The following is a 16,472-nucleotide window of genomic DNA, read 5'->3' as shown; positions in this document are numbered from 1 at the left end:
CACGCAACCAGAACGTCGCAGAAGGTTCGAATTAGTCAATGAGCATTCTTAATATTATGTGGGCCGGTGGTTCTGCATTCGCGTCTGTGCAGAAGGTTCATCGGCAAGTGCTTGCCGCTATCGAGTGCGGTGCACCTGTTCATACCTGGTTGCTACAGGGCGGTGCGCAAGCGGGTGAAGTGGCCGTCGAGTGGAACCTCTCGTCTGCCCAGCTCAAGGGGCGTCACCTGTGGAAGCTGTTGATTCCACGCATGCGCGCGCGTTTTCGCCGTGCGCTGCCGCAAGACGTGAAGGTGGTATTGCTGGATGGGATTGGTGTTGCCCGGGCGCTGCTGCCGGTGCTCAACGCTTTGCCCGACGTGCGAGCTGTGGTGCTGTTTCATGGTGAGACGCGCCTGCGCAGCAGCGATCGTGAGTTGTTCGCACAGTTTTCAGACGCCCGGCTGACCGTGGCGGCGGTGTCGCAGACCCTCGCTGCGTCGCTGCAACAGAGCTTGCAGCGACCTGTTGCTGTGCTGCGCAGTGCGTTCGACCCTGGGGCGTTTGTCGCCGCAATGCTGCCCCGAGATCAGGCCCGTGCGCGTCTTGGCCTGTCGCCCGGCGATGCGCCGGTGCTGGGTGCCGTTGGGCGGTTGGTGAGTAGCAAAGGCTTTGCCTGTTTGCTGGACGCCTTCGCCCGTCTATCGGAGCAACAGCCTGATTTGCGACTGGTGATTATTGGCGAAGGGGCTGGGCGGGCCGACCTTGAAGCGCAGGTCGAACGTCTCGGCTTGCGCGGCAAAGTGTTGCTCTCTGGGCATTTGGAGGATGCAGCGAGCCTGTACCGGGCATTCGACTGGATGGCGATTCCGTCTTCGTCGGAGGGCTTGGGGCTGGTGCTGCAAGAGGCGGTGATGGCCGGTGTTCCCGTGCTGACCAGCGAGCTGGCGGTGTTCCGCGAGCAAGTGGCCGAAACCGGCTGGTACGCGCCGGCTGATGACGTCAAGGCTTGGGTGCAACTTATGCAGCGGGCTTTCTCGGCTGACCCTGGCGCCGTCGCGGCGGGCCAGCTACAGGCCTTGGCGCCAGAGCAGGCCTGGCAGGATTTCACTACCACCGCCCGCCGTCTGTTTTCAACCCGGTAACAGCGCCTTTTCCAGTGCTTGCATTGGAAAGCGTTCGTTCAGCTTCTCGCGCGCAATATAGCGGGCGAAGTGCTGCAGGTTGCGCCTGACCAATGCTGGGCTCAGCGGTGCGCGCAGGAAGCGCATATCAGCGACGTCGATCAGGCCCATCTGGTTGTCGGGCGTCACGACAACGTTGCCCAGGTGCAGTGAACGGAAGTAGATGCCCGCTTCATGCAGCCGGCGAATCAGCGCCACCAACGGCTCAAGGTTGTGTTGCCAGTCGAAGCCTTCCTTGTTGGACAGCTGGCGCAGCGTCTCGCCCGGCAGTGGGCGATACAGCACGGCCGTCATGCCGGGCGCTTCCAGTTGATAGCTTTCAAGGACGGTCAGGGTAGGAATGCCGCGCTTTTGCAGTTCGAGCGCGTTGTCGATAAAACGCTTGGAGTACGGGCGAAGCAGCGCCGAGGAAAAAAACCGTTTGCGGCGAAACAGTTTCAGAATGTTCCCGTCCGTCAGCAGGTAGACTTTGGGGCCGTAGCTGTCCTTCTCCAGGATTCTGGCGTCGGCAATCATCGTGTTTAAAGCGGCTTGGGAAAGCCTTGAGCATTGCATCGTCGAAAAGCCTTGTGGAAGTCGCGGGCGCAGTGGTCGGCAATGATGCCGAAAGTTTTGGATTTTAACCATGCCGGGTTGGCAGGTTGGCCGTATTAGGAGCAAGTGATGCACGCAAGTCGTTGGGCGCAGGTATGGATGGTTTTCGGGTTGCTTTGGTTTTTGCTGGCCATTGCCTTCGCGCCAACCAACAAGATTTATCAGCAAGGCTTGACCCTGTTTCTGTGGTTGCCGGCCATGGTGTTTGCCTGGTCGGCCCGCGAGCGGCTCAAGGAAGTCTGGCGCGAGCAGCGCTGGGTTTGCGTGACGCTTTGTCTGCTGGCGGTCTGGAGTTTGGTCAGCCTGTTTTGGACCAGCGCCGAAGACGGTTCGCGGGAGGCCAAGCGGCTGCTCTATATCGGTGTATTCCTGCTGTTTTTCCCGGTGCTCGGCGGCGGGCAGCCTCAACGAATCATTCGTGTGATGCAGTGGGGTGGCTTTGGCCTGGCGCTGTCTGCGCTGTTGGCGATGATCAAGTTCTATGGCCTTGAGGGTAACGTCTGGACTGCACGTCTTCAGGGGCTGGGCCAACTGTCCCATCCGATTTTGGGCGCTTATGTGATCGGTCTGGCTGCCACCTGGATGCTGCACTGGGTGCCTCGTGGGCGCTGGATGCAAGTGGCCGCTCTGCTGGCAGTCGCGCTGCTCGGCCTGTTTGTGGTGGCAAGCCAAAGCCGTGGTGCCGCGCTGGCGTTGTTGTTGAGTGTGGTGGCCATGCCTCTGTGGAGCCGTGACCGTCGCAGCACGATGATCGCTATTGCAGCGGCAGTGGCGGCGGTCGTGGTCTTTGTGGCCATGCAATCGTCAATGATGCGGGGCGCGTCTTACCGGCCGCAGATTTTTATGTCGGCCCTGCAGATGATTTCTGAGCACCCTTGGACGGGCTTGGGCTTGGGCAGTGCTTATGTTGTGCCATGGCAGGACCGTTTTTTCGATCACTCCCACAACCTGTTCACCCACGTGACGATCGAGCTGGGCCTGCCAGGTCTGCTCCTTTGGTCCGCCGTATGGTTTGGCGTGCTGTGGCAAGCCTGGAAGGCGCGTGACACGGCCTACGGCAAAGGCATCATCGGGATGTGGGTGTTTTCCGCGCTGGCGATGCAGTTCGATGCTGCTAGCCTCACGGGTACACCTCGCGCCGAATGGTTTATCACCTGGTTGCCGGTGGCACTGGCCAGTGTGTTGGTCTGGGCGCGGGCCAAACCTGACGCTTGTGATAAAGTTGCCGCCCTACCTATTCAGTGAGCTCAACAATGAGTGATGCACCGCCTAAAGCGGAACAGGAATCCAGCCTGAAAATTTATTTCAGGCTGCTGGGCTATGTGAAACCGTACATCGGCATGTTCCTGGTGAGCATCGTCGGTTTCGTGATGTTCGCGTCCACCCAGCCCATGCTGGCCGGGATTCTCAAGTATTTCGTTGATGGCCTGAGCAACCCGGACGTGGTGTTTTTCCCCAGTGTCCCGTACCTCAAAGACCTGAAACTGCTGATGGCCGTGCCGCTGCTGATCGTGCTGATCGCCGCGTGGCAGGGGCTGGGGTCGTTCTTGGGTAACTACTACCTGGCCAAGGTCTCCCTGGGGCTGGTCCACGACCTGCGTGTGCAGTTGTTCAACAAGCTGTTGGTATTGCCCAACCGCTATTTCGACACCCACAGCTCCGGGCACCTGATCTCCCGCATCACCTTTAACGTGACCATGGTCACCGGCGCTGCCACGGATGCGATCAAAGTCGTGATCCGCGAAGGCCTGACGGTGGTGTTCCTGTTCGGTTACCTGCTGTGGATGAACTGGAAGCTCACCCTGGTGATGCTGGCGATCCTGCCGATTATTGCCATGATGGTGGGTAGCACCAGCAAGAAATTCCGTAAGCAGAGCAAGAAAATCCAGGTGGCGATGGGCGACGTGACCCACGTGGCCTCGGAGACGATCCAGGGCTACCGCGTGGTGCGCAGCTTCGGTGGGGAAACCTACGAAGAACAGCGCTTTGCCAAGGCCAGCCAAAGCAACACCGAAAAACAGATGCGCATGACCAAGACCGGCGCGGTCTACACCCCCATGCTGCAACTGGTGATCTACACCGCCATGGCGGCACTGATGTTTTTGGTGCTGTTCCTGCGGGGCGACGCTACGGCCGGCGACCTGGTGGCCTACATCACGGCTGCGGGCTTGCTGCCAAAGCCGATCCGGCAGTTGTCGGAAGTCAGTTCGACCATCCAGAAGGGCGTCGCCGGTGCCGAAAGCATCTTCGAGCAACTGGATGTCGAGCCGGAAGCCGACAATGGCACCGTGGAAAAAGATCGGGTCAGCGGCCATCTGGAAGTACGCAACCTGAGCTTCACCTACCCCGGCACCGAGCGCGAAGTGCTCAAGAGCATCAGCTTCACTGCCGCGCCGGGCCAGATGGTGGCGTTGGTCGGCCGTTCGGGCAGTGGCAAGTCCACCCTGGCTGCGCTGATCCCACGCTTCTATCACCATGAAAACGGCGAGATTCTGCTCGATGAAGTGGAGATCGAGGACTACCGCCTGCGCAACCTGCGTAAGCACGTAGCTCAAGTGACCCAGCATGTCACGTTGTTCAACGACACCGTGGCCAACAACATCGCCTATGGCGACTTGGCGAGCGCGCCGCGTGAAGACATCGAAAAAGCGGCCGCAGATGCCTATGCCATGGACTTCATTTCCGAGCTGCCCAAGGGCCTGGACACTGAAGTCGGTGAAAACGGTGTGCTGCTCTCTGGTGGCCAACGTCAGCGTTTGGCGATCGCCCGGGCGTTGCTGAAAAATGCCCCGCTGCTGATTCTGGACGAGGCGACTTCGGCCTTGGATACCGAATCCGAGCGCCACATCCAGGCGGCGCTGGACAAGGTCATGAAGGGGCGCACCACCCTGGTGATCGCGCACCGACTGTCCACTATCGAGAAAGCCGACCTGATTCTGGTGATGGATCACGGTGAAATTGTCGAGCGTGGTACACATGTCGAACTGCTGGCGTTGGGGGGCTATTACTCCCGCCTGCACGCCATGGGGTTGGATGAGCCGGTAACGGCCAACATCACCTAATGGAACGGGGCGCGCAATGCGCCCCGTTTTTTGTATCAAGCCCCTTACAGGCTTTACCAAAGCCACATAATTCGCTGCCTATCGTTTGTTATGTTGGCCTCCTCGATTCGAATGACGAACGAGAGGGCTAACCTTCTTGCGTGGGTAATGGAATGTTGCAACGTCTGTTCTGGAAACTCCTCCCCAAGCCTCAGAGGGTGTTTTTGCTGGGGCGTTTGTCGGTGGTGGATCGGCAGGCGGTCAACAAGTCCCTGTCGGCGCTGACCACACTGCCGTCTGGCTTCGAGCGGCATAAGTGCGTGTTTATCCACGTGCCCAAATGCGCGGGCAGCAGCGTGTGCTCGGCGTTGCTCGACGGGCGCTGGCCGGGGCATCTGCCGTATTACTGGTACGAGCAGCAATTCCCGCAGCACTGCGAGCGCAGTTTCAAGTTTGCCTTTGTGCGCGACCCGCTGGAGCGCGCCTACTCGGCGTACGCCTACCTGCGCAACAACCGCATGGGCGAGCGCGACCTGCAAGCCCAGGCGCTGGTCGCCCATTATCGCGACTTCGATCACTTCGTCGCCGGCTGGCTGCACCCGGACAACCTGCGTCGCCAGTTGCACTTTGCGCCCCAGACCGATTTTTTGGTCGATCAGATGGGCCAGATGGCGATGGACTTTCTGGGCCGACAAGAGTCGTTGCAGCAAGACTTCCAGCACCTGTGCGAGCGCCTTGGCGTGGAAACCTCCCTGCCACATTTGAATGTTTCCCTGGAGCGGCGCAACGAACCGGTCCGGGACTTTTGCACCCTACGAACGCGCCGCCTGGTCAGGCGTGCCTATCAACGTGACTACGAGGTGTTGGGTTATGAATAGCCAGTCGCTTGCCGGTGGTTCTGCTTCTATTCGTCCCTTTGCCTTGTCGTTATCGGTGGCCGCGCGGGCGGCGCTCAAACAGCAGCAGCCGTGCTGCCTGTGGCTGACGGGGTTGTCTGGCTCGGGCAAATCGACCCTGGCCAATGCCCTGGAAGTGCGACTCAGCGAGCAGGGGCGGCATACCTTTGTGCTCGACGGCGATAACCTGCGCACCGGCCTGTGCAATGACCTGGGCATGACCGATGCGGCGCGCAAGGAAAATATCCGGCGCATCGGCGAAGTGGCGCGGCTGATGGTAGACGCGGGGTTGATCGTGATCGTCTCGGCGATTTCGCCGTTCAGCATCGACCGCGCTACTGCCAGGGGCTTGTTTGGGCCGCAGCAGTTTTTTGAGGTCTACGTCAGCACGCCGTTCGACGTATGCGCGCGGCGCGACCCCAAGGGGCTTTACCGCCTGGCGCTGGAAGGGCGCATCAAAGCCTTCACCGGCCTGGACAGCCCCTATGAGGCGCCGACCCTGGCGGACTGCGTGATCAACACCGACGAAGTCGAACTCAGCGACGCCGTGGACCAAATTCTGGCGACTTTGTTTAAAAAGTGACCAGTTGTGCCGCCCGATGCCTGACAGATAAAGCTCTCGAACGAGCCGGCGCTCACCCTGTGCTAATATCGCGCCCCTGTTCATTTTGTATGTGGGTTGCTCCATGAAGTTGTCCATGCCGCGATTCGATCAAGCCCCTGTCTTGGTGGTCGGCGATGTCATGCTCGACCGTTACTGGCATGGTGGTACCTCACGGATTTCCCCTGAGGCGCCGGTACCGGTAGTCAAGGTCGAGCAAATCGAAGACCGTCCAGGTGGCGCTGCCAACGTTGCCCTAAACATAGCCGCCCTCGGCGCACCGGCCTCCCTGGTGGGTGTGACCGGCGACGACGAAGCCGCCGACAGCCTGGCCAACAGCCTGCGCGGTGCCGGCGTGCGCGCGCTGTTCCAGCGTATTGCCCACCAGCCGACCATCGTCAAGCTGCGGGTCATGAGCCGTCACCAGCAATTGCTGCGTATCGATTTCGAAGAACCCTTCGCTACCGACGCCCTGGCCCTTAGCGGCCAGGTCGACGAGTTGCTCGAAGGCATCAAGGTGCTGGTGTTGTCCGACTACGGCAAAGGCGCGTTGAAAAACCACCAGGTACTGATCCAGGCCGCCAAGGCCAAGGGCATTCCTGTGCTGGCCGATCCCAAGGGCAAGGACTTCTCGATTTATCGAGGCGCCAGCCTGATCACCCCGAATCTGAGCGAGTTCGAAGCCATCGTTGGCGGTTGCGCCGACGAGCACGAGTTGGTGAGCAAGGGTGCGGCGTTGATGGCCGATCTCGACCTGGGCGCCTTGCTGGTGACCCGTGGCGAGCACGGCATGACCCTGCTGCGTCCTGGCCACCCGGCCATGCACCTGCCGGCGCGGGCCCGTGAAGTGTTCGACGTTACCGGTGCCGGTGACACGGTGATCTCCACCTTGGCCGCCTCGATTGCGGCCGGTGAAGAACTGCCCCACGCCGTGGCCCTGGCCAACCTGGCGGCGGGCATTGTGGTGGGCAAGCTGGGTACCGCTGCCATCAGCGCGCCTGAATTGCGCCGTGCCATCCAGCGCTCCGAAGGCTCGGAACGTGGCGTGCTGACCATCGAGCAATTGCTGCTGGCGATTGACGATGCACGCGCCCATGGTGAAAGCATTGTGTTCACCAACGGCTGTTTCGACATCCTGCACGCCGGTCACGTGACTTACCTGGAGCAGGCCAGCGCCCAAGGGGATCGCCTGATCGTAGCGGTCAATGACGACGCATCGGTCAGTCGCCTTAAAGGCCCGGGCCGTCCGATCAACAGTGTCGACCGCCGCATGGCGGTACTGGCAGGCTTGGGCGCGGTGGACTGGGTGATCAGCTTCCCGGAAGCGACCCCCGAAAACCTGCTGGCTCAGGTCAAACCAGACGTGCTGGTCAAGGGCGGTGACTACTCCGTCGACCAAGTGGTCGGCGCCGATATTGTCAGCGCCTATGGCGGCACGGTCAAAGTGTTGGGCCTGGTTGAGAACAGCTCGACCACGGCGATTGTCGAGAAGATTCGCAACAATGAGTAACGCTGATAAGTGGGTCCTGATCACCGGCGGCGCGGGCTTTATCGGCTCGCACCTGGTGGATGCATTGGTTGCCAAGGGCTATGGCGTGCGGGTGTTGGATAACCTGTCCACCGGCAAGCGCAGCAACCTGGCGCTGGGCAACCCGCGGGTCGAGTTGCTCGAAGGCGATGTGGCGGATGCCGAGCTGGTGGCGCGTGCCGCTGTCGGCGCAACGGCCGTTGTGCACCTGGCCGCCGTGGCCTCGGTGCAGGCCTCGGTGGACGACCCGGTCAGCACGCATCAGAGCAACTTTGTGGGCACCTTGAACGTCTGCGAAGCGATGCGTAAAGCCGGCGTCAAGCGTGTGGTGTATGCCTCCAGCGCGGCGGTGTATGGCAACAACGGCGAAGGGGCCTCGATTGACGAAGAGACCACCAAGGCGCCATTGACGCCCTATGCGTCCGACAAGTTGGCTGGTGAGCATTACTTCGACTTCTATCGTCGCCAGCATGGCCTGGAGCCGGTGATTTTTCGGTTCTTCAACATCTTCGGGCCGCGCCAAGACCCGTCCTCGCCGTATTCCGGCGTGATCAGTATCTTCAGCGAGCGTGTCCAACAGGGTCTGCCGATTGCCGTGTTTGGCGACGGCGAGCAAACCCGTGACTTCATGTACGTGGGCGACCTGGTCGACCTGCTGGTGCAGGCTATTGAAGCACCGGATGCGCCGTTGGGCGCGATCAATGTCGGCTGGAACCGCACTACCACCCTCAAGCAGGTGTTGCAGGCGTTGGAAGAAGCGGTCGGCAGTTTGCCCGCCGTGACCTACGGGCCTGCGCGCTCGGGGGACATCAAGCATTCGCGGGCCAATAACCAGCGCTTGCTGGCCAGCTTCACGTTGCCCGAGCCGACACCGCTAAAGGTCGGCCTGGAACACTTGCTCAACGGCTGAATACGATCAAATGTGGGAGCTGGCTTGCCTGCGATACAGGCGACTCGGTGTATCTGTTGCACCGAGGTGATGCCATCGCAGGCAAGCCAGCTCCCACAGTAGATTACGTCAGGCCTTGGCCTTCTTCTTCGGCGTTATCTTGCGCAACACGCGCTGTGCCAGGCGCTTGAGCTTGGACTCTTTCTCCGGCTCCGCCAAACCCTGTTGGCGCAGCCAATCCTTCCAGCGAATCCGCTCATCGCGCACCAACCAGCCCTCTTGCTGGGCGAAGCTTTCCGCCAGGTACAAGCCGCGCGTGCTGGCCGGGTAGAGCTGGTCTTTCTTGACGGTATACAGCTCGGCCAGCGGCTGGCCGTCTTTGAGTGGCATCAAGTACAGGTCGGGACGCTGACGGTCCAGGCGCGCCACCAACTGGTCACCTTCCAAGCGTTCGTCGACATGAAACAGGCTCAGGGATTTGGCTTCCTTGGGCACTTCCAGGCGCAGGTCGTAAATCAGTTGTAACGATGCGGTAGGCAGATGCACGTAGGCCCGTGGGCGCTCGATCAGCTGGGTGGTGGCGCAGCGCACCGGGCGTGCTGCGCCGGACAGCGGGCTCAAGCGAAACGGCAGCGCTTCGCGGTAATGCAGTGCGGCGGAGTAGGGCGCCGGCAGCCAGGTGTCGTTAAAGCGCCCGCTGAGCCAGCCTTCGGGTGTCTCCAGCAGGCATTCTTCGGCAATTTCCTGGATGGCCGTGTGCAGCGGCAGGTTCAGTTCGTGGGCCGGGACGTAGCCGGAGATCAGCTTGAGCACCACATCGCCACGGTCCTGGCGGCGTTGGCGCACCAACACCCAGTAATCGCGGTTCTGCCAATGCAGAGTCAGTCGCACCGATACGCCGAGGTTGGCCAACTCCAGGGCGAAGCGCTCGGCGTCTGGCACCTCGACCGGTTTGCGGCGTTGCAGGGTCTGGGCAAAGTTGAGCGGCATGCCGACGCTCTGGTAGCTCAGGCCTTCGGGGGTGGCTTCGACGTGCAGGGGCAGTGTTTTGAAGTTGCTGGGGTTTTTTCTTATGAGCGTTCGCGGCATGTCGGCTCCTTCCTTGCGACGGGGTCGGCGGCATCAGAGTTGACGAATGACCTTGGCAGCAGTCGCCACGTTATGGGCCAGGTGCAGCGGATTGATGGTCCCGACAATAGCACTGGCGACGCCGGTTTGCGCAAACAACAGCTTGAAACTGGCGTGTATTGGATCCACTCCAGGTTCCAGGCAAACGTGGCCACTGGCCAGGGCTTTTTTCACCAGGATGCCCTTGCCGTGGGCCGCCGCATAATCAATGACGGCTTTCTCGGTCTGTTCGTTCAAATTGTAGGTGACCATGGCGCAATCACCTTGCTCCAGAGCCTTCACGCCACCCTCGACGGTTTTGCCGGAAAAACCGAAACCGCGGATTTTGCCTTCCTGTTTCAACGCCGCCAGGGTCTGGTATACCTCGCAATCATTGAGGATGTGCAGGTCGTCGCCGTCGGAGTGCACCAGCACTAGGTCGATAAAATCCGTTTCAAGTCGTTTCAAGCTGCGTTCAATCGATATCCGGGTGTGGGCCGCGCTGAAATCGTGGCTGGACACGCCGTTTTCGAATTCTTCACCCACCTTGCTGACAATCACCCAGTCCTTGCGCTGGCCACGTAATAGCGGGCCCAGACGTTCTTCGCTCATGCCATAGGCTGGCGCAGTGTCGATCAGGTTGATGCCCAGCTCACGGGCCTGGCGCAACAGCATGCGGGCGGCGTCGTCATCCGGAATCTGGAAACCATTGGGGTATTTCACCCCCTGGTCGCGGCCCAGCTTGACGGTGCCCAGGCCCAGCGGCGACACCAGCAGGCCGGTGCTGCCCAGGGGGCGGTGCAGGTCGTGCAGGGTTGGCAGGCTCATGGCAACAATTGCTCCCAGGCAGGTACGCCGATGGCGGGTTTTGGCAGCTCGGGTAACGGCTCGGTTGGGCTTGGGCGGATACCGTCACGTTCCAGGCTGTTGATCACCCGGTCGGCGAAGTCTGGCGCCAGTGCCAGTTTGGTCGGCCAACCCACCAGCAAGCGGCCTTCCTCAAAGACGAAGGCATTGTCGGGGCGGCTCAAGCCGGTTTGCAGCGGCTCGGCACGGTCGACACGCAGGGTGGCCCATTGGGTCTGGCTCATATCAATCCACGGCAACAACTGCGCCAGCTCTTGCCGGGCCGTGGCGATCTGCGCTTCGGGCGTGCGCGCCACGCCGTCGGACTCAGCAATGTCGCCGCCCATGTACCACACCCAGTTGCCATCGGCGGCCGGGTGCGTGGTGATGGTGATACGCGGCTTGGTGCCACCGCCCAGGCAGTGGGCGTACAGCGGCTTCAAGCCCGGGCCTTTGGCGATGATCATGTGCAGCGGGCGTTTTTGCATGGCGGGCTTGCTCAAGCCCAGGGCAGTGAGCAAATCCGCAGTGCCGCCGCCGGCGCTTAAAACAATGCGCTGGGCTTGGATGTCACGGCCATCGACCTTCAAGCCCACCAGTTTGTTGCCATCCAGCAGCGGTTCGATGTGCTGCCCGGCGAGCAAGCTGTCGCCCGCCAGTTGCGCCAGGCGTTCGATCAGGCTCGGCACGTCCACAACCAATTCGGCCAAGCGATAGACCTTGCCCTTGAAGCGGCGGTCTTGCAGGGCCGGCGGCAGGTCGTCGCCCTTGACCTGGTCGACACGGCCGCGCACGGCCTTGCTGGCAAAGAAGCTGGTGAGGTTGCCGGCGATAGTGCCGGGGGACCACAGGTAATGGGCCTCGGACAACAAGCGCACGCCGGTCAGATCCAGTTCGCCGTTACCCGCCAGGGCTTCGCGCCAGCGGCGTGGCATGTCGGCGATCGCTTCGGACGCACCGGTAAGGGCGCCGTGCAGTGCATATTTCGCACCGCCGTGAATGATCCCCTGGGACTTCACGCTTTGCCCGCCACCCAAGGTGGCGCTTTCCACCACGACCGTGGAAAACCCCTGGCCACGCAGGCGTGCGTTCAGCCAGAGGCCAGCAACCCCGGCGCCGACAATCAGAACGTCGGTGGAAATAACGGATGGCATGGGCGACCTCAGTGTTCAAGACAAGAGGCGCAGTATACAGGCTGTTGAGTGGCGGTCAGTGCCCGGCGGTTTTCGAGAACAGTTGAATCACCACCACGCCCAGTACGATCAGGCCCATGCCCAGCATCGCCGGCAGGTCGAGCTTCTGCCCGTAGATAAACAGCGCCGCGATGCTGACCATCACGATGCCCATGCCGGCCCATACCGCGTAGGCCACGCCCACCGGCACGGTGCGCACTACCAGGGTCAGCATCCAGAACGCCACGCCGTAGCCGACAATTACCAGCAACAACGGGATGGGCGTACTCCAGCCCTTGATGGCTTTCATGGATACGGTAGCGATCACTTCCGAGCAGATGGCGATAGCCAGGTAGTAGTAGGCAGGGTTCATGGGGTAGTCCTCGGTGTGGAGCGCATTTGATAAGGTCGGCATTTTAGGGCTTTGTCAGATGGGGTAAAGTCATTACCTATCCGAATAAAAGATGGGTTGAGCCATGAGTGTGCAGTGGAACCTGGAGCAGATGCGCCTGTTTGTCAGCGTCGCCGAGCAGCGTTCGTTTTCGGCGGTGGCGCGGGACCAGCGCAAGGCGCAATCGGCAGTCAGCACCGGCATTGCCCTGCTGGAAGCCGACCTCGGCCTGAGCCTGTTCGAGCGCAGCAGTGGCCGCCAGCCGCGGTTGACCGAAGCGGGCACGGTGCTGCTTGAAGAGGCCAGGGAAGTCTTGCGCCAATGCGAACGCCTCAACGGCCGGGCAATGTCATTGATGCGCGGCGAAGAAGCCTGCCTGCGCCTGGCCCAGGACGAAGCGATGCTGTATCAGCCGGTGCTCGACAGCCTCGATGCGTTGGCCGGTCAATTTCCCAACCTGGAAGTGCAGATTTCCAGTGCCGCGCAGGGTGATGTCGCACGTAAGCTGGTGGAGCGCAAAGCGGATTTGGGCATGCTGTTCTACCACGACCAGATCCCCGAAGCGTTGGAGCGGCGGGTGGTGGGCAGTGTGGAAATGGTCACCGTGTGCGGTCGCAATCATCCGCTGGCCCGGCAAAAAACCGTGGACTGCCAGGGCCTGGCGCAGTATCGCCAGTTACTGATGTCGACCCAGACCAGCGTCTACCCCGGCAGCGAGGCTGCCAGCCCGCAGGTTTGGCGGGCCGACAGCTTCTACGTATTGGCCGAATGGCTAACGCGAGGCCTGGGTTGGGCGTGGTTGCCCCGGCACGTGGTGCAATACCCCACCTACCAAAACCAGATGGTCGAACTGGACAGCGAATGGACCCCGCCCGCGCTGGTGGTGGAGCTGGTTTGGCGGCGCGACGAACCCCTCGGCCCCGCTGCGCGCTTTTTGGCCGAACGTTTTGCTGAGTGCCTGCGGGCGATTGACTGAAAAAGCCGATAAACTCCGCCGCCATGAATAGAACTCTCTACAGCTGTCTGTTTTACCTGGCGCTGCCGTTGGTGGCTTTACGTCTGTGGCTGCGTGCGCGTAAGGCGCCTGCCTACGCCAAGCGTGTGAGCGAGCGGTTTTCCTACGGCTTGCCGGTGTTGCAGCCGGGCGGCATCTGGGTGCATGCGGTGTCGGTGGGCGAGAGCATCGCCGCCGCGCCCATGGTGCGTGGTTTGCTGGAGCGTTATCCGACGCTGCCGATCACCGTCACCTGCATGACGCCCACCGGTTCCGAGCGCATCCAGGCGCTATTCGCCAATGAGCCGCGCATCCAGCACTGCTATTTGCCGTATGACTTGCCGTGCGCGGCCAAGCGTTTTCTGGATCGTGTGCAGCCCAAGCTGGCGGTGATCATGGAAACCGAGCTGTGGCCCAACCATATCCATGCCTGCGCCACGCGCGGTATTCCAGTGGCCCTGGCCAATGCGCGGCTGTCGGCGCGCTCGGCCAAGGGCTACGGGCGTTTCGCCAAGCTCACCGCGCCGATGCTGGCCGAGATGAGCCTGTTTGCGGTACAGACGCAGACCGAAGCCCAGCGCTTCCTTAGCCTGGGCGCCCGCCCGGAAACCGTCGACGTCACCGGCTCGATCAAGTTCGACCTGACCATCGACCCCGAGCTGCCACTACGCGCCGCTGCATTGCGTGAGCAGTGGGGCGCCAGCGAGCGCCCGGTGTGGATCGCGGCCAGTACCCATGAGGGCGAAGATGAGGTGGTGTTGGCGGCCCATCGTCAGTTGCTCGACAGCTACCCCAATGCTTTGCTGATCCTGGTGCCGCGCCATCAAGAGCGTTTCGGGCCGATGTTCGAGCTGAGCCAGCGCGAGGGCTTTGCCACGGTGCGCCGTTCCAGCGGCGAGCCGGTCACCGCACAAACCTCGGTGTTGCTCGGCGATACCATGGGTGAGTTGCTGTTCCTTTATGCGCTGGCCGACAGCGCTTTTGTCGGCGGCAGCCTGGTCGCCACCGGCGGGCATAACCCGCTGGAGCCGGCGGCGTTGGCGAAGCCGGTGATCATGGGGCCGCACGTGTTCAACTTCCTCGAAATCACCGCGATGATGCGCGAAGCCGGGGCGTTGAGGCAGGTGGATGATGCCGAGGGGTTGGCCGAGGCGGTACGGCAGTTGTTCGAGCTGCCCCAGGATGCGCGCAAGATGGCGCAGGCGGGGCTCAAGGTGATGCAGGCTAATCAGGGCGCATTGAAGCGCCTGCTGGATGGCCTGGCCAAACTCATCACCCACTGACAACACAGGTCAAATGTGGGAGGGGGCTTGCTCCCGATAGCGGCGTATCAGCCACCAGATGCAGTGACTGACACTCTGCAATCGGGAGCAAACCCCCTCCCACATGGGTTATGCGGTGTGCTTAGTAACTTGGGCGGGCCTTGAGTTGCTCAGCCGCAGCCTTGGCCAGATCCGGCGGCAAAAAGTCCCGATCCGGGTTGTAGTCCGCCTTCAGATACCGCGCCAAATCCTGCAAATCCCCCGGATTCAACGTACCCGCCGCCTGCTTCAAGCGCAGGTTGTCGAGAATGTAGTCGTAGCGACTGTTGTTGTAATTGCGCACCGACGCATACAGCTGGCGCTGTGAATCCAGCACGTCGACGATGTTCCGCGTGCCCACCTGGTAACCGATTTCCGTGGCTTCCACCGCGCTCTGGTTGGAAATGATCGACTGGCGGCGCGCCTGTACCTGCTCCACATCGGTGTTCACCGCACGGTGCAGGTTGCGGGTGTTTTCCACCACTTGGCGGCGCAGGCCTTCGCGTTGTTGCTCGGTTTGGCCCAGGCGCGAATAGGATTCGCGTACCTGCGAGCTGGTGAGCCCGCCGCTGTAGATCGGGATGTTCAGGCGCAAGCCGATGGTGCGTTGCTCTACGTCGCCACGGTAAGGCGTGCCGAAGGCATTCGGGTTGCTGAAACCGAGGGCGTCGTTGTCGCCTTTTTCATACTGCGCCACGGCGTCCAGGGTGGGGGCATGCCCGGCCTTGCGTTGCTTGAGGGTCTCTTCGGCAGCGGTCACCGCGTAGTTGCTCGCGAGCAGGTTGAGGTTCTGACGGCCGGCGGTTTCGACCCAGGCCTTGGCGTCATTGGGCAGCGGTGGCAATACCGGCAGCGTGTGGACAATGCCCTGGATCGAGTTGTACTGGCGGTTGGTCAGGGTGATCAGTGCCTCAAACGCATCTTCGACCTGGCGGTTGGCCAGGATGCGGTTGGCGCGGGCGGTGTCATAGCTTGCCTGGGATTGCAGTACGTCGGTCTTGTCCGACAGGCCCACGTCGAAGCGCTCGTTGGACTGATCCAATTGACGCTTGAACGCATTTTCTTCGGCCTTGGTCGAGGCCAGGTTGTCTTGGGCACGCAGCACCGCAAAGTAGCTTTCGGCGCTTTGCAGGATCAGGTTCTGTTCGGTAGCAGACAGTTGCAGCGCAGCCTGTTCATTGGTGGCCTCGGCCGCTTGCAGCTGGAACCAGCGATCAGCGCGGAATAGCGGCTGGCTCAAGGTCGCCCGCCAGGAATGCGCATCGCGGTTGGCGGTGGCAGCGGGCGTGTCGATCTGGGTGCGCACGTTGTTGATATCGGCAGCGCCCGAGAGGTTGGGCAGCAGGCCAGCGCGGGCCTGGGGCACCACTTCTTTTTGCGCGCCATATTGGGCACGGGCGGCAGCCAGGTCGGCGTTGTTATCCACCGCTTCCTGGTAGACGCTGACCAAGTCAGTTTTGGCGGACAAGGGCGCTTCAGCTGCCCAGACCATTCCGTTGGTCGCACAAGACACGGCAAGCGCCAGTGAAAGTTTGCGCAGCATGAGGCGTTCCCTGAGTAAATATTACGGCTATAATTTGTCGGCCAAGGCTACGGCGACAGGTCCAGAGCGTCAAGCCTTGAAGCCGTACCGAGTGTAGTGGTGGTTACACGGCGCAACAATCCTGCAATTGCGCCATTCATCACGCTGAATGCACCGCTATTGGCAATTTGCCCACGCCATGGTCTAGACTGGCCGCGTTCTTGTCGGGGTGCCTTGTTGGAAGGCTGAGATCGGTAAATACCGGATCCCGTTGAACCTGATCAGGTTAGCGCCTGCGTAGGGAACAAGATTTCTCGTCACCCGGCGAGTCCTCTTGTGCTTCGTCCGGGATGTTGTTCATTTATTGAGCAGCCCTCGTGCGCCAAGCACAGCATTGGTTTTCAGTGCATCCGTCCGTCTCAGGTTC

Annotated in this window: 15 protein-coding genes and 1 riboswitch; of the genes, 9 read left to right on the top strand and 6 right to left on the bottom strand. The window is 61.4% G+C overall.

What is annotated here, in order from left to right:
- Positions 1-38 precede the first annotated feature (38 nt).
- Positions 39-1,124: a glycosyltransferase gene (locus ICY20_RS10080; protein WP_194937392.1), complete on the top strand. Its 1,086-nt coding sequence runs from the start codon at positions 39-41 to the stop codon at positions 1,122-1,124.
- On the opposite strand, the gene ICY20_RS10075 is transcribed toward ICY20_RS10080, so the two are convergent.
- Positions 1,113-1,679 carry a protein kinase family protein gene (locus ICY20_RS10075; RefSeq protein ID WP_194937391.1) on the bottom strand — a complete coding sequence of 189 codons (567 nt, stop codon included), beginning with the start codon at positions 1,677-1,679 and terminating at the stop codon, positions 1,113-1,115. The two genes, ICY20_RS10080 and ICY20_RS10075, sit on opposite strands and share 12 nt — an antisense overlap.
- 147 nt (positions 1,680-1,826) lie before the next feature.
- On the opposite strand from ICY20_RS10075, the gene ICY20_RS10070 reads away from it, so the two are divergent.
- From ICY20_RS10070 to ICY20_RS10045, 6 genes are all read left to right on the top strand, one after another.
- Entirely contained in the window at positions 1,827-3,002 is a 1,176-nt protein-coding gene (locus ICY20_RS10070; RefSeq protein WP_159959896.1) for an O-antigen ligase family protein, read from the top strand.
- A gap of 8 nt (positions 3,003-3,010) precedes the next feature.
- Complete coding sequence (msbA, locus tag ICY20_RS10065; RefSeq protein WP_159959898.1) at positions 3,011-4,819, top strand: lipid A export permease/ATP-binding protein MsbA; 1,809 nt, start codon at positions 3,011-3,013, stop codon at positions 4,817-4,819.
- 152 nt (positions 4,820-4,971) lie between these two features.
- Positions 4,972-5,676 (top strand): sulfotransferase family 2 domain-containing protein, encoded by a 705-nt coding sequence (locus ICY20_RS10060; protein ID WP_194937390.1) that lies wholly within the window; start codon positions 4,972-4,974, stop codon positions 5,674-5,676.
- Positions 5,669-6,277 (top strand): adenylyl-sulfate kinase, encoded by a 609-nt coding sequence (gene cysC / locus ICY20_RS10055; RefSeq protein ID WP_194937389.1) that lies wholly within the window; start codon positions 5,669-5,671, stop codon positions 6,275-6,277. The genes ICY20_RS10060 and cysC overlap by 8 nt, the downstream gene beginning before the upstream one ends.
- A gap of 103 nt (positions 6,278-6,380) precedes the next feature.
- Positions 6,381-7,805 (top strand): bifunctional D-glycero-beta-D-manno-heptose-7-phosphate kinase/D-glycero-beta-D-manno-heptose 1-phosphate adenylyltransferase HldE, encoded by a 1,425-nt coding sequence (hldE, locus tag ICY20_RS10050; protein ID WP_159959904.1) that lies wholly within the window; start codon positions 6,381-6,383, stop codon positions 7,803-7,805.
- Positions 7,798-8,733 carry an NAD-dependent epimerase/dehydratase family protein gene (locus ICY20_RS10045; RefSeq protein ID WP_194937388.1) on the top strand — a complete coding sequence of 312 codons (936 nt, stop codon included), beginning with the start codon at positions 7,798-7,800 and terminating at the stop codon, positions 8,731-8,733. The genes hldE and ICY20_RS10045 overlap by 8 nt, the downstream gene beginning before the upstream one ends.
- A 108-nt stretch (positions 8,734-8,841) precedes the next feature.
- On the opposite strand, the gene ICY20_RS10040 is transcribed toward ICY20_RS10045, so the two are convergent.
- From ICY20_RS10040 to ICY20_RS10025, 4 genes are read right to left on the bottom strand one after another with little or no spacing between them, the layout of a single operon-like run.
- Positions 8,842-9,801, bottom strand: coding sequence for a metal ABC transporter ATPase (locus ICY20_RS10040; protein ID WP_159959908.1), 960 nt, complete (start codon positions 9,799-9,801; stop codon positions 8,842-8,844).
- Between the two features lie 33 nt (positions 9,802-9,834).
- Positions 9,835-10,647: an aldo/keto reductase gene (locus tag ICY20_RS10035; RefSeq protein WP_159959910.1), complete on the bottom strand. Its 813-nt coding sequence runs from the start codon at positions 10,645-10,647 to the stop codon at positions 9,835-9,837.
- A complete protein-coding gene (locus ICY20_RS10030) occupies positions 10,644-11,819 on the bottom strand; it encodes an NAD(P)/FAD-dependent oxidoreductase (RefSeq protein ID WP_194937387.1) in 1,176 nt (391 codons plus the stop codon). The genes ICY20_RS10035 and ICY20_RS10030 overlap by 4 nt, the downstream gene beginning before the upstream one ends.
- A gap of 55 nt (positions 11,820-11,874) precedes the next feature.
- On the bottom strand, positions 11,875-12,210 hold the full coding sequence (locus ICY20_RS10025; protein ID WP_024073051.1) for a DMT family transporter: 336 nt from the start codon (positions 12,208-12,210) through the stop codon (positions 11,875-11,877).
- 103 nt (positions 12,211-12,313) lie between these two features.
- On the opposite strand from ICY20_RS10025, the gene ICY20_RS10020 reads away from it, so the two are divergent.
- Positions 12,314-13,204, top strand: coding sequence for a LysR family transcriptional regulator (locus ICY20_RS10020; RefSeq protein ID WP_194937386.1), 891 nt, complete (start codon positions 12,314-12,316; stop codon positions 13,202-13,204).
- A gap of 23 nt (positions 13,205-13,227) precedes the next feature.
- Positions 13,228-14,505, top strand: coding sequence for a lipid IV(A) 3-deoxy-D-manno-octulosonic acid transferase (waaA, locus tag ICY20_RS10015; RefSeq protein ID WP_194937385.1), 1,278 nt, complete (start codon positions 13,228-13,230; stop codon positions 14,503-14,505).
- A 121-nt stretch (positions 14,506-14,626) separates the two neighbouring features.
- On the opposite strand, the gene ICY20_RS10010 is transcribed toward waaA, so the two are convergent.
- The gene (locus ICY20_RS10010; RefSeq protein WP_194937384.1) at positions 14,627-16,066 is read right to left on the bottom strand and encodes a TolC family outer membrane protein; all 1,440 of its coding nucleotides are present in this window, start codon (positions 16,064-16,066) and stop codon (positions 14,627-14,629) included.
- Positions 16,067-16,260: 194 nt separating this feature from the next.
- A riboswitch (TPP riboswitch) is annotated at positions 16,261-16,366 on the top strand.
- The last annotated feature ends 106 nt before the right edge of the window (positions 16,367-16,472 follow it).

The sequence above is a fragment of the Pseudomonas pisciculturae genome, assembly GCF_015461805.1.
GTDB lineage: Bacteria > Pseudomonadota > Gammaproteobacteria > Pseudomonadales > Pseudomonadaceae > Aquipseudomonas > Aquipseudomonas pisciculturae.
This window is presented reverse-complemented; position numbering and strand designations above follow the sequence as displayed.

What these genes read in the sequence shown, in the direction of transcription:
- hldE (WP_159959904.1), top strand. Translation starts at nt 6,381, where the DNA reads ATGAAGTTGTCCATGCCGCGATTCGATCAAGCCCCTGTCTTGGTGGTC.
- ICY20_RS10030 (WP_194937387.1), bottom strand. Translation starts at nt 11,819, where the DNA reads ATGCCATCCGTTATTTCCACCGACGTTCTGATTGTCGGCGCCGGGGTT.
- msbA (WP_159959898.1), top strand. Translation starts at nt 3,011, where the DNA reads ATGAGTGATGCACCGCCTAAAGCGGAACAGGAATCCAGCCTGAAAATT.
- ICY20_RS10025 (WP_024073051.1), bottom strand. Translation starts at nt 12,210, where the DNA reads ATGAACCCTGCCTACTACTACCTGGCTATCGCCATCTGCTCGGAAGTG.
- ICY20_RS10045 (WP_194937388.1), top strand. Translation starts at nt 7,798, where the DNA reads ATGAGTAACGCTGATAAGTGGGTCCTGATCACCGGCGGCGCGGGCTTT.
- ICY20_RS10060 (WP_194937390.1), top strand. Translation starts at nt 4,972, where the DNA reads ATGTTGCAACGTCTGTTCTGGAAACTCCTCCCCAAGCCTCAGAGGGTG.
- ICY20_RS10020 (WP_194937386.1), top strand. Translation starts at nt 12,314, where the DNA reads ATGAGTGTGCAGTGGAACCTGGAGCAGATGCGCCTGTTTGTCAGCGTC.
- ICY20_RS10080 (WP_194937392.1), top strand. Translation starts at nt 39, where the DNA reads ATGAGCATTCTTAATATTATGTGGGCCGGTGGTTCTGCATTCGCGTCT.
- waaA (WP_194937385.1), top strand. Translation starts at nt 13,228, where the DNA reads ATGAATAGAACTCTCTACAGCTGTCTGTTTTACCTGGCGCTGCCGTTG.
- ICY20_RS10010 (WP_194937384.1), bottom strand. Translation starts at nt 16,066, where the DNA reads ATGCTGCGCAAACTTTCACTGGCGCTTGCCGTGTCTTGTGCGACCAAC.
- ICY20_RS10070 (WP_159959896.1), top strand. Translation starts at nt 1,827, where the DNA reads ATGCACGCAAGTCGTTGGGCGCAGGTATGGATGGTTTTCGGGTTGCTT.
- cysC (WP_194937389.1), top strand. Translation starts at nt 5,669, where the DNA reads ATGAATAGCCAGTCGCTTGCCGGTGGTTCTGCTTCTATTCGTCCCTTT.
- ICY20_RS10075 (WP_194937391.1), bottom strand. Translation starts at nt 1,679, where the DNA reads ATGATTGCCGACGCCAGAATCCTGGAGAAGGACAGCTACGGCCCCAAA.
- ICY20_RS10040 (WP_159959908.1), bottom strand. Translation starts at nt 9,801, where the DNA reads ATGCCGCGAACGCTCATAAGAAAAAACCCCAGCAACTTCAAAACACTG.
- ICY20_RS10035 (WP_159959910.1), bottom strand. Translation starts at nt 10,647, where the DNA reads ATGAGCCTGCCAACCCTGCACGACCTGCACCGCCCCCTGGGCAGCACC.